Here is a 13,809-nt window from a genome sequence, read left to right on the forward strand (position 1 = left end):
TATCTTATTCTTGTTTCCGGTCTTTGTTTATTTGTTCAATATATTCGGTGGGTGTAATACCGGTCATTTCTTTAAATACGCGGTAAAATGATGTTTTGGAATTAAATCCGCATTCTTCTCCTATGCCTAAAAGAGTATACTCTTTGTATTGGGGAGCTTGCAATTTTCTTTTGACAGCTTCTACTCGGTAATAGTTTACAAAATCATTAAATCCTTTTCCAAAAAATTCTTTTAATATCTGGGAAAGTTGAGATTCAGATAGGTTGATTAATGTCGCCAGTTGAGCTTTATTTAATCGTTTATTAGTATATATATGGTCGTTTTCCATAGAGGAAATTAGAGCATCAATGATTTTTTTTGTTTTATTATCCGGTAGTTTCGGGAGCATGATATTGAGTTGAGGTATTTTTAATATTTTTGTTTTATTCTTGTTTTTAAACTTGTTATATTTTTTATAAAACTTAGGATATTTCAGATTTAGTAGATAAAATGTTGCCAAAAGAGTAATGATTAATAATAACGTTACTAAGGCAATGGTTGTCCAGATAGATGTTATGTCAATTTTAAGAACTTCTTTTTCATTACTCCATTTTCCCTCGGTATTTGAACTTCGAAGCAATAGAGTATATTTACCGCTTGATAATGCAGGAAGTTTAATTGAATTTTTTCCAAAGTCTATCCAGTACCAGGTTGTGTCGTAAGGCGTTATTTGATATTGGAATCGATTTCTCCATTCTTTGATATAGGAAAAGTTTGAGACATTTATAATGCAGTCTTTGTCTTTTGTTGTTAATTTCAGAAGAGGTATATTTTTCTCAGAGTCTAATTCTTGGATTCGGAAAAGTTTATTTCCATTACGGATGGATATAATAGCGGGAATGGGAATATAGGTGTATTTTATATTTTTTTTGGTATCAATCATGTTGAACCCGTTATCACCTCCGAAAAATAGATAGGGACCTAATTGAGCTTTCACTTGATAAAAGAAAATGTTACCTTGCAATCCGTCCATTTCCGAATATCGGATAATATCATTATTGGGAGAAGGAAGGACGGAAAAGATTCCATGTTCACTACCTAACCAAATTTTTCCGTTTTTCTCTTGTAATATGGATGTTACGGCACCATTGATAATTTTATTTATTTTTTTGTCGAGGACAAATTTTCTGTTCTTTAAATCGAAAAATGTAATACCTGAAGCTGTAGCAATACCTAATCTGTTATGATTTAAGTTTTGAATTCCCCAAATTAAATTATCCGGTAACAGTCCATGGGTATTTTCTTGTGTATAAAATTCTGTTTTTCCTGATTGAGAGTTATAACAGGCTATACCTCCTTGATGAAATGCCATCCAAATATCGTGATTTTCATCCTCGACAATGATTTTGATATTCGTAAAAATATCGGGTTTATCTTCGGGTGTTTCTTTGAGAAGTATATGCGTCAGTTTGTCTTGTTTGGCATTGTACATGTATAATCCTTTGTCGAGAACCGATATCCATAAATTTCCATCAGATGACTCACATAAGGCGTATACCTCTTTTAATGGTTGATGTTCTGGAGGAAATGCCAAAGACTGAAATGTTTTGTTTTGAGGGTCGAAGCTCAATAATGCCGATGTTGTGCCTAATATCAATTTTCCCTCTTTTGTCAATAATCCGGTTAGTATATGATTCCGATTGTATTGGGTAGTATTATTATCTATTGGGGGAAGATTGTAATGGGAAAATATTTGATTATCCATATCAAAAAAATCTATTCCTTGAGCTCCGGTACCTAACCATATTCCGTTTCTATGGCTATCGGCTTGCATAAAGAGGATTGTATTATGGGATTGGGAGTGTTCATCTCCCGGTATATTTTTGAATAGATAGATATTTCCTTTTTCAGATAGTTTACAAACACCATTGGAGGTTCCTATCCAGATGACGCCAGAACGGTCTTTATATAAAGTGCTTACATTATTACTGAGCAGGCTATTGAGATTATTTGTAGGATTATTTTGTAACCAATTTACAATATGTTTAGTACGTTCGTATATGGCTATGCCATTATCTGTACCGATGATGAGGGACTTGTTTCCGTCATCGACAATTGATGTTACCGGCCTTTTTATTCCTGTCGACTGATAACTTACAAAACAATCCTGCTCTCTTTTATATAAGGCAAATCCTTCATTGGTCGCGATCCATAGATTTCCGAATCTGTCTTCGTATATGTTTTGGATAAAATTACTGGGAATACTGTTTATATTATTGGGGTCAAACTTATAGTGAGATTGGGATTGTTCTTTTATATTTATCATGACGAGTCCATTACCTTCTGTCCCAATCCATAGTAGCCCTGTCTTATCGAAATATATTTTTTTTGCTATACGTTCGCTCTTGATTGCTTCATTAAATTCTTTATGGTGGGCAAATAAAGGGAAAAGTTCTAATGAATTTTTATTTTCATTATAAATGAAAACACCGTTTCGAGTGCCTAAATATATCTGTTTGTCAGGGGAGAGAGCAATACTGTATATAATTCTGCTTTTATCAAGTTTATTGTTCGGGTCAGGGCGATATTGTTCTACTAATCTATTTTTTTTATTGTAACGGTAGGCTCCGTTAGTAGTTCCTATCCACATATTATCATATTTGTCATTTTGTAAACAATATATTTTTGGGGATAAGTTGTTATGTAATTCTACAGTTGATAATCTTTGAAGGGTATAACCGTCGTACCATGCTGCCCATTCATTGGTTCCGAACCAGATAAGCCCTTCTTTATCTTGGGTGATACATTGAATTGAAGTGGAGGGTAGTTGATTATTTAGTCTGAAATATTCTATGCCGAGTTGGGTTGCTTTCACCGGAATGAAAACGGTGATGCAGGTTATCAAACAGATGCATATTTTATAATACAAAGCCATGAATGTAAGAGTACTTTGATTGTAAATCGGCCTATGAGATAAAATTTTCAGTTTATTTCAATTTTTATAGGTATTCCATTTTAGGTAATCTCTACAAGCTATAGACAAATATAGTATTTTTTTATAGAAAAAACAGATTTTATACTATCTCAGTTTCAGCATCTGTTTAATTTTTATGAAAATATTTGTTTTTGATATGTTTACTGTTACAATCTTAGAGCCTGTCTAATGGCCCAGTCATCGTTGGAAATGTACTGGATTTTAATAGTACGAGAATTCAGAATTTTTCCGGACCTTTGGATAACTTCTACTTGGTGTCCGATTTGTTGTGAAGCAATATCTATATCATGTTCAATCATATTGCTTTTCTGGCCGTTTTGAGTTGATTGTGAACAACTTGTCAGAAAGAGGAAAGATAAACTCAAAAGTTGGAGTTTTTTCTTCATCGATTTTTTTGTATGTTTTTAGTTGTTATTAAAAAAAGAATCTGTCCGAATTTTCACTCTTCAGATAACTTGCTATTTTCCTTGTAAAAGCAGAAAAGCATCCATGAAAGAAATTTTCACAAACCTGGTTCGAGTAAAATTTAGACGACAGCCTATAAGATATGTCAAAATCAGGATTAAAATGTAGATTATAAGTGTAATAGAGTTCAATATTTTGATTTTGTAGTTTTGGAAAAATGGTACTTTTATAAATAGGTATCAAAAAAACGGTTATTTTCAGATTTTTGCTGTTAAAATGATGTCATGGGATAAAATTGTTTGTGTACAATTGGGGGATATTGGTGCAATTGTAGAATAGATGTATTTATTTTTTATAATTTTTGTAGGAAAGGAACGGTGGAAGTTGTGAAGCAATTAGAGAAACCGGTATGTCAAAAGTAGGTTATATAACTAATGTGAGCCGGTTGTTATAACTTTTGGCTGAGAAGCTATAATGATAACCTACACATTGTGTAGGTTATCATATGCCGTTTTTAGTTGTGACATAGCTTGTTCAAGTGTTTTTTTCGGACAACCTATATTTAGACGCATGAATCCTATTCCTTCTTTGCCGAACATACTGCCATCGTTTAATGCCAGATGTGCTTTATCAACAAAAAAGTCTACTAATTTGTCTTGGGACAAGTGAAGTTCTCGGCAATCTAAGAATATCAGAAATGATGCTTGAGGTCGAATGGCTTTTATATGAGGCATATTCTTTTGCAGATAATTGTCTATGAATTCGACATTACTATATATATATTCAAGTACTTGATTTAGCCATTCTTCTCCCTGTTCATTATATGCACTGACTACCGGAATATAGGCAAAGAGATGTCCTTCTCCTAATTCTCCTCCTTCTATATATCTTCTGAATTTTTGACGGATGTTTTCATTTTCGATAATGCAATATGAACTGGATAGTCCGGCAGTATTGAAAGCTTTACTGGGAGCCATGAATATGACCGAATTTGTCTGTGCTTTTTCGCAGACTTTAGCAAAAGGGGTATGTTTATAAGATGGAAGGGTCAGGTCTGCATGTATTTCGTCTGATATTACGATGGTTTTGTTTTCATAGCAAATGTCGGCAATAATTTTGAGTTCTTCTTTAGACCATACTCGTCCTCCGGGGTTATGCGGATTACAAAGAATGAAAAGTTTACAGTTTTTGACCGCCTTTCTAAAATGGTCAATATTCATTTTGTATTGCCCGTTTTCAAGTAATAATGGATTGCAGACAGCAGTACGGTTATTTTGTTCGATTATCCACTTAAAAGGGTGGTATACAGGTGGTTGTATCAGAATTTTATCTCCGGGCTGTGTCAGGCTCTGTATAGCGAAAGTGATGCCCGGGACGATACCCGAACAAAAACTAATCCATTGTGTCGAGATATCCCAATTATATCTTTTTTTCAGCCAGTTACAGATGGCTTTATAATATTCATCAGGTTTGACAGTATATCCCAATATTTTATGTTCGCATCTTTTACGTATCATCTCCATTATGAATGGAGGAGTTTTAAAATCCATATCGGCTACCCATAAGGGGATAAGGTCTTCACGTCCCCAACGGCTTTTTAGCGCTTCTATTTTTAGTGCTTCGGTGTGATGTCGGTCAACTATTTCATCAAAATTATATTTCATGATTGCCTGCTTTTGTTTTTTTATAGTAAAAAATTGTTTTCGGATTTACAAATGTATGTAAAATCAGTGTATCCGAATATTTTTTGAGGATATAATTGAGTGGATGGATGACATAAAAACTTACCCAAGTTTTCAAATAAAGTGAAAACTTGGGTAAGAAGTGATAGGGTCTGAAGAATTCAAATCTTCAGAATTGTTTTTTTACTTGTTTATTTTATGAATTTACCTGAACGGATAACGTTATTATTTTGCATTCTGACAATGTATACTCCGTTTGCAAGGTCTGCTATGCTAACGCTACTTGGATTGGTCAGATATTTAACGATACCACCGTTAACATTGTAAATCCAAGCGTTGTCTACATTCTTGAAATTAATCATATCGTTGGCAACATAGAAGCTCGATATTTCACTGTTTACTTTTTCGATGCTGACTACATCGTCCAAACCATCGGGTTCGTCTGCTATACCTTGGTCATGATTATCAGCGGGCAGAGGACGTGGTTCGTTGTTACCTGTAATTTCTACACCGAAGTCGATAGAGAAACCTTTTGCGTGGAGACCTGTCGGCAAGAAAGAACCTTCGAACCATGCATCGGAGAATACGATACGCAAGCGGCTCTTGCCTGGGCGTGCATCTGCCGGTACAGTAAATGTATGGGTGATACCTGTTGTTTGGAATTCAGGTGTAGCTGCACGTATATTTCCTACGCGGAACAGACGTTCACCTGCGGCAGGATTATCCTCGATAGGATCTGGCTGGAAAGTTCCGCTGCCATCCAAGTCCATCCAACCACCGGCAAAGCAGTATTTCAATCCGTCGGAGAAATCGGCACATTTGATGGTAAGAGTCACTTGTTGGCCTTGTTCTACTTTCAGAATCATATCTGTGGCATTTACATATTGTGTACCGTCAGCTTGTGGTCCGTCAGCGTGATAATTGATATTTTCAGTAGCACCGGTTGTCGTAAAATCGGTTACGTAACGTTGTTGACGGGCAATATCTGCACCTTCGCAATTCGGGTCCATCTGGCTTATGCCGTAGGTGTTCTCTTCTTTATTGGGTAAGGCATCTTGTGCAGCACGGGTTATTTCTACCCATTCTACCGGAGAGTATGTTTTCAAATCGGTAGAAACAGCACGCACACCGATGAATGGTTGGTCGTCGACGCTTTCAAATGTGATATCGCCTACATAAGTAGCCCATTGGGTAGTACGTGCTATTTCAGATACCCTGCCTTCTTCTCCGTTTTTATAAAGGACTTCAAAATGGTCAATATTAGCTTCATCGTTGAAAAGGAGATCCCAATCAGCACGCTCTTCTGCAGCTTTATCGACGTTCCAGTTTACTTTAATGGAAAGAGAAGTTTTTGTTTCTTCTTTAACTTCGACCATAAGGTCTGTTATATTTGAAGGAACAGTTTTTACATTATCATTGATTTCGAGTTTACCTACATAGAGCTTGTAATTCTCGTCAGAGCCTTTTACACGTAAACCGATACGTTCGATAACATCTCCTTGTGCAATTCCGGAAAGGTCGATTTTCTTTTCTTCCCAGTTTTTACTTGTAGTTGTTCCTACAGGGGCTTCAACCCAACTGCCGTCTTTCTTTTTCAGGATAACATAAAGGTTGGTTTCATTGCTTCCTTCTTTTCCGCTCTTTACAGCAACACTGGCATAAGCTCCAGTCGAGCTGGCTGTAAGATTGGTTTTGAAGAGAACGATATCGGTTCCTGCAGAAGTAGCTTTTCCGGTAAGTTTCAGGCAAGAGCCTCCCGTATAGGCATCGTCATGAGAAAATTCCGGTTGAACGTCTGAGCTTACAGTTTCTGTTCCGCTTTGGGTTACCAGCCAACGGTAGGTCGGTACACGGTCTTGGTTACCCATATTGTACCATGGTCCGGCTGTTTTTTTACCTTTATAATTGTAACGGTCACCGTTACCTAAGTTGAAATAGGTTGCAAAAGGCAGGTTTCCTTGGATGGCCGAACGTTCTGGAATCCAGGTAGCCAGTCCTGCAAATGTGGAGAGAGGTAATTTATCTCCTTCTTTTTCCCAATTATTTCCGGTATTGCTAATTTCTGGACGATTCAACGGGTTACGGTTACCACCGGAGAATGCACGTTCGAGCAGGGCTTGGTAGTTGCTTTGTGCATCATAAGCGTCTGCTCCGGAGTTATAAGACCAGAATCGGCTTGTATTATGTTCTCCCCAAAGGCATACACCGCATCTTTTGGAATCTTCATCAGCATTCAGACGGGTCCATGAACGGTCCATAGATACAATCCATACACCGGCATATAGTCCTTCAGACGTTCCCATGGCATTTTCTGCAACTCTTACCGAGTTTGCCATTTGATAGGAGAAATCGGAAGCGGCATAATTAAGCATCGTGTGTGCGGTTCGTCCTTCTTCATTACCGAATAGGGAATTGACATTTCCGGTATTTAGTCCTGAAGCAGAAGTATAAATCCCTAATTGGAAATTGTCGAAACCACAGGCTGCTGCCTCTTTATGCAACGCTTTATGGAATGCTATAATATCTTCATCGCCATATCCAGAATCTTCCCAGTTATAGTTTATACCGTCTGCTCCGAAGAACATCAGGCAGTTGATCATCGGTTTTACATATTTAAAGGTACCGTCTTCATTTTTGGACGTGATGATGTCCATCCAGTCTCCGGCACCAACACCACCAGGGTTACCCGTGGTATCAAAAAATTTGATACCACTCATAATGTTAGTACCGTTTTTGTGAGCTGCATCTACCCAAGCCCCGGGAGCCGTAAAGAAACTGTGGTTCCATGAGCCGAACAAGTTGGTATAGTTCCACATGGAAAAGACATCGTCGGCAAAGTTGGTCGAAGGCTGGCCTACGGCTCCGTCTTTACCGGTACTCATAGGGATGTTCATCCAAAGGTCGCGTTTTTCGTACGTATCGGGGATGATACGGTCGCTGCGGTCCATAATCTGGGCTTTACGCACGTGTGAGCGTATAAATGCGATGTCAGAAGGGAGGATTCCTTTGGCTCTGAACTCTTCTTCGGTCGGGTATTTGCGTCCATCTACGTGTGCATTGTAGAACAGTTCCATCAATTGTACATCGACGAATCCGGAGAAGTCATATACTTCGGATGTTGCGGTCGGTGACAATTCTTGAGACAGTGCCACATTGGGTGTACCTATGGCTGCGCAACATGCCATAGCCCACATAGCGAGAGTGTGTCTTTTTTTCATAAGCAAATTATTTAATTTAGTTATTGATTTGGAAGAATAGAATCCTGCCTGCAGGCAAGATTCTATTCCGAGTTTTATTTTCAGAAATTAGGGGTATTTACATCCCACCACAAACGGGTAGCCTGAAGGTCGGAACCTCCCAAAGCTTTCAATCCGGTAGTTTGAATATCTTGGATAGAAGCATCATCGGTATTCGGGAATGGCATACGGCGGATTAGGTCTCCTGCTTTCAGGGAACCATCTCCATTACCTGGATTCAGAACCGGGAATACTTTAGGATAGCCGGTACGGCGCATGTCTACCCACGGTTCATAGCTGTATGGATACGCAGCGATATATTTCTGAGTAATAATTTTTTCGAGTTTCACTTCGGGTGAATCTCCGTCATTCCATTTTACTCCTATTTTCGTTACGCTCGGCATATCATCGGTTATTCCTTGTGGGTCGACATAGGTATAATCTACTGCGTTTTCAAGATTTTTGTACGTTTCCAAAGCGTTTGTATATTCGGGAGAACCGACATTCCTGTCTTCCAAATAGGCATAGTCGATACCTCGATTGTAGAAAAATGATTCTGAACCGCCCATGTTCCATCCATGTAATGCTCCTTCGGCGCGTAGGAAATCTACTTCAGATAATTTCATCAGGTACAAGGGTACACCGAATGCTCCTAATCTCTCTGGGCTTATTTTGCTGTAGGCGATGTAGGAGTTTGTTCCGACACTTTGGCCTTGTCCGGGTTCTATCCCTTCCCGGATTCCTACAAGACGAGTATTGGCAGCAGTGACTTCCCCAGTTTTGGAGTTTACAATCGGATTGCTGTTTTTTGAGAATAAATAATCGGCATATGGATGGTTTAAACTTTTCAGTATGCTTTCGAATGATGCGCTTAGGCGGGTATCTCCCCATGTATCTGAGATTTGCATAAGGGGATGGTCGAAACCTGAATTGAAAGGTTTGAGAACGATTTCTTGAGAAATATCTTCAATGACACCACCTTCTACAGCTTCTTCTGCCCATTTCTTTGCCATATTGTAGTCCGCTTTGATAATGTGCATGGCCAAACGCAATTTGAATGAGTTTGCAAATCGAATCCATGTATCCATATTTCCCGATTTGCCTTCGGTCCAGTCGCTGAGATTTCTGTTCAGTTGAGCCTGTACAGTCTGTTTGTACCAATCGGGTTTTTGTTCGAAATAGTGGAAGCATTTCAAAATTGTGTCTATATTGGCTTCTATATTCACATATATGGTACGCAAGTCATTGTAGGTAAAGGGGGCGTCCGTTTTGTTTGCTTTATAATCGACATAGGGGAAGGGGCCATATAGGTCGGCAACCTCTTGCGATGCGTAGTTGAATAAAAGCAGGTAAACCGCTTTCATCTCCGGTATAGAGTCTATTTCCGGCCGGTTGAGCAATGGAACGAATGCATTTTTTGAGATTTCATAGCAGGAAAAGGGTCCCGGGTTGAAATCTTTACTTACGTCATATATATGATTAAGAGTACCATACATAAAATCATAATGAGGAACTACGGCAAATTGGGCATAATTATCGGGTCCCAAAGAATATTGCCTTTGGTAAGAGTGCGATACCGGTAAATTTCCGTCTTTCCCTCCACGTAAAGCATACTGGCCGCCTTTGGCTTGGCGTAATGGTGTTGTTAAAGCTTGAATAGCTTCTTCCAAACCTTCTTTTGTAATTTCTTTTGTGTAGTCGATATTGTCAGCCTCACCTTGATAAATTGTGTCATCGGTTTTTACTTCAGTTTGGCTAAATTCGTCGGAGGGTATATCATAATCTAAGCATGATTGAAAGCCCAAAACGGCTATCGAGCAGAAAAGAGCATAGAATATTTTTGATTTTTTCATAAAATAGTCAGACTTTAATGTTTAAAAATTAATGTTCAACGAAAATCCGTAAGAACGAGATGTAGGCATGTTGAATAGTTCAAATGCGCCTAATCCGTTTGTTGTAGAGAGTGAAACATCCGGGTCGGTAGGACAGTCTTTATAGATAAAGAACAGGTTCCGCCCAATGAATGATAATGTTAGATTCTTGTTTTCACCCAACAGATTACGGAAAGTATATCCTAAAGAAAGTTCGCGTAAGCGGAAATTGGTACCATTATAGATATATTGTGAAGGGTTGGGTGTACCACCGATACTTTGGTAATAGGCTTTGATGGGTACTATCCGTCCGCTACCGTCCGGTAGGACCATGCCGGCTTCATCTTGAGAACCGTATCCGGTTGCTACAATATTATTTGCTTCAGCATTCATGCGAGCGTCGGCAGTACGTTTAGAAAGACCGAGGTTGTCAAGATAGGCTTCGGTGAGTGAAATTACTTTACCGCCAATACGTCCGTTGATAAGGAAAAAGAGTGTAAAGTCTTTGAACTTGATAGTGTTACTCCAACCCATTTGCCATTTTGAGTTCATATTGCCCGCATAGATGGTATACATCTTATTAGCTTCTGTTTCCATCTGGGTTTTACCGCTGGAAGAGAGTACATAATGTCCGTTTTCGTCACGTTTGAAGTCGGTGACATACATATCTCCGATAGACCCGCCCTTCCGGTAACGAACGCGTACACCGGCAACATCTTGATAGATAAGTTTTTCACTGCCATCCTTTTCATAAGAAGTCTCGAGTATTTTGTTGTCATTGAACGATACATTATATGCAGTTTTCCAACTCCAATTTTTACCGAACCAGAAATTGTAACCTACAGTAGCTTCGATACCTTGATTGCGTACTTTTCCTGAGTTGACAGGTTCAGACAATCCGGATGCATTGGTTGCCAGCATATAGAGGTCTTGCATTTTGGAATTGTAATATGTAAGGTCTACATTCAAGTTGTTGTTGAAGAATAACATTTCGAGACCGGTTTCGAATGATTTGGTCTTTTCGGGCAATGGATTTGCAAAACGAGCGAATGTACTTTGAGATATCGTTCCAGTTTGAAGATTTTCCGAGCCTTTGGCGTAAACGATATTCGGAATGGAGTTACCCACTTCGGAATAGGAAAGACGATATTTCATATAGTTGAACCACTCGGGCAGTTTAACAATAGAGCTGACGATGGCATTAGCACCCACGCCGAAATACCCATAATTGTCGGGAGTACCCCTGTCTTCGAATTGTTTGTAGGCGCGATACCAGTCGCGACGGTAAGAACCATCAATATATACCATATCTTTCCATCCTAATTGAGCTGTAAAAAGGGCTGCCTTATCCCAGTTGGAAGAAAGGGTAGTTGTCGTGGCACCCGAACCTCCGGCATTTGTCTCAAACAGGTTGATACGGTCTGAGAGCATTCTTTTATTTGGGTCTATATAGGTAGCTACTACGTCAGTTTTTTGAATTTCACCTTTGATAACGTGGCCTACCCAACCTGCGGTTGCCGATACCGAAAAATCTTTGATATCTTTATTGTAGCTTAATAAATAATCGGTATATATCTCTTCTGATTTGGATATGTCTTTCCAATACCGACCGTAGTCTTCCATTCCGGAAGGATTGAATGTCGTGGCGTAACGGCGACTGTCGTTTGTGTATTTGGTATGGTCGATACTGACACGAGCCTGGAAACTCAAACCATCATAGATATCTGCACGGCCGGTTACTGTCCCGTAAAAGCGGTCTTCGGTCTGTTTCCCTCTGTTTTGGTTCATCAACCAATAAGGATTGTTTTGCATGCTTTCCATATAGGCCCAGTTTTGCATAGGGCCGGAGAGGGCCACGCGTTGTTGAGTCCATTGGTATACACCTTGGTTCAAAACATACAGACTTTGTAGTTCACTATTCCAATTTCCGTTTTTGACATAGTTATTCCGGTAATAGTCTATGTCTATATTACGCGGCATGGTATACATATGATAGATAGGGTTGAGTACAGTACCACCTCCCGGACGGTTTCGCGTGACTGTCTGTACGTAATTCATGTTTACATTGAAATGAAGGCGTTTGAAGAATTCGTAGCTTTGACGTAATGCAAAGGAGTTTCGATTATATGTATTGTTTTCTAACATACCGTTTGCATGAGAATTTCCAAACGAGAAATAGGTCTGTATTTTCTCAGTACCTCCTGATAAAGCGATGGAGTTGTTGGTGGTAAGACCGGTGCGGTAGAAATCATCCAAGTCATTTCCTGCACTGTTACGTAAATGTACTTCGCGAGTACCCCCTCCAAATTTGTCTTCGTCCATCGGTACGTTTATGATTAAGTTATCAGCGCTTCTGGAGGCTACTTTATTACCCCAGCTGTCTACCGAGAGCTGGTCTCCAATACCAGATAAAGAGGTAACAGAAGCTCCATAAATGTTTTGGATATTCGGAGTTAAAAGGGGGGTATCAAAAGTAAGATTAGAAGAGAAATTAATGGCGAGTTTACCTTCCTTACCTTTTTTGGTGGTTATCATTACGACTCCATTGGCTGCTGCCGAACCATAGAGTGCAGCGGCATTGGCACCTTTCAGTACGTTGATAGATTCGATATCGTCCGGATTGATCATGGAAAGTGGGTCAGAGCCTTCTGCGGAGCTTGCGTAGGTCAGATTTGCTCCGCTATTCATATCTAATTGATTACGAGTACTATTTGTCATAGGAACACCATCGACAACAATCAGTGGAGTGCTGGACCCTAAAATAGATTTATTACCCCGAAGGATGATTTTAGATGCACCACCGGCACCACCGGCACTTGGAGTAATCACTACTCCGGATACTTTTCCCTCTATGGAATTGGCGACGTTCGGGTCCTGTACTTTATTTAAGTCTTCACTTTTGATTTGTTGTGTAGCATAGGTAAGAGATTTTTCTTTACGCATGATACCCATAGCAGTTACAACTACTTCGTTTAGTACATGGCTTTCTTCTCTCAGAGTGATATTGATTTCTGTTCTGCCATTGACAACAACAGTTTGTGAGGTATATCCAATGTATGAGAATATCAGTTCCGGATTTTCGGTTTCGATGGAAATACTATAGTTGCCATCTATATCGGTCATAGTGCCTTGTGTAGAATTTTTCAAGGCAATACTCACACCGATTAGAGGCTCGCCTTTTTCGTCTTTTACCACACCTTTTACAATGGTCTTTTTTTGTTGGGAACTCTGTATGCCTGCCACAACATCATTGGCTATAGCATGTTGCCATGAGGTGAAAATTAAAAATATGGGAAAAACAAGTAATAGGATCGACTGATGCGGTCCGAGTAAAAGTTTTTTCATAAGTTTATTTAATAAATTATTAAGGGGTTCATTCATTTTGTGTTTAACAACTATTGACATAAGAACCCTTTGAATGTCAATGTGTCTTTGGAAATTTTCCGAATAAAAAAGAGTTTTGTAATTTCTTGTTTTTAGTATAGATTATTTTTTTGTAATATTTTTATTGAATTGTTTTAATATTAGCATTTCTCGATAGTGATAAAGAGAGATGAATAAAAGTTGTTTTGAATGTTTGAATCATGCCATAGGTATTATGTGTTTTTAGTTCACGATATTTGATGATTTCTGATTAAATA

General features: G+C 38.9%; 5 protein-coding genes. All 5 read right to left on the minus strand.

What is annotated here, in order from left to right:
- Positions 1-4: 4 nt before the first annotated feature.
- Positions 5-2,884, minus strand: a complete 2,880-nt coding sequence (locus BN2628_RS14685) for a two-component regulator propeller domain-containing protein (RefSeq protein WP_257606504.1) — start codon at positions 2,882-2,884, stop codon at positions 5-7.
- Positions 2,885-3,861: 977 nt separating this feature from the next.
- On the minus strand, positions 3,862-5,043 hold the full coding sequence (locus BN2628_RS14695) for a MalY/PatB family protein (RefSeq protein ID WP_055098644.1): 1,182 nt from the start codon (positions 5,041-5,043) through the stop codon (positions 3,862-3,864).
- Positions 5,044-5,252: 209 nt separating this feature from the next.
- Entirely contained in the window at positions 5,253-8,279 is a 3,027-nt protein-coding gene (locus BN2628_RS14700; RefSeq protein WP_044227532.1) for an endo-beta-N-acetylglucosaminidase, read from the minus strand.
- An 80-nt stretch (positions 8,280-8,359) separates the two neighbouring features.
- Positions 8,360-10,150, minus strand: a complete 1,791-nt coding sequence (locus BN2628_RS14705; protein ID WP_044227530.1) for a SusD/RagB family nutrient-binding outer membrane lipoprotein — start codon at positions 10,148-10,150, stop codon at positions 8,360-8,362.
- A 21-nt stretch (positions 10,151-10,171) separates the two neighbouring features.
- Entirely contained in the window at positions 10,172-13,513 is a 3,342-nt protein-coding gene (locus tag BN2628_RS14710; RefSeq protein WP_052431480.1) for a SusC/RagA family TonB-linked outer membrane protein, read from the minus strand.
- Positions 13,514-13,809: the final 296 nt, after the last annotated feature.

It is taken from the genome of Gabonia massiliensis (assembly GCF_001403595.1).
In the GTDB taxonomy this organism is placed as follows: domain Bacteria; phylum Bacteroidota; class Bacteroidia; order Bacteroidales; family Coprobacteraceae; genus Coprobacter; species Coprobacter secundus.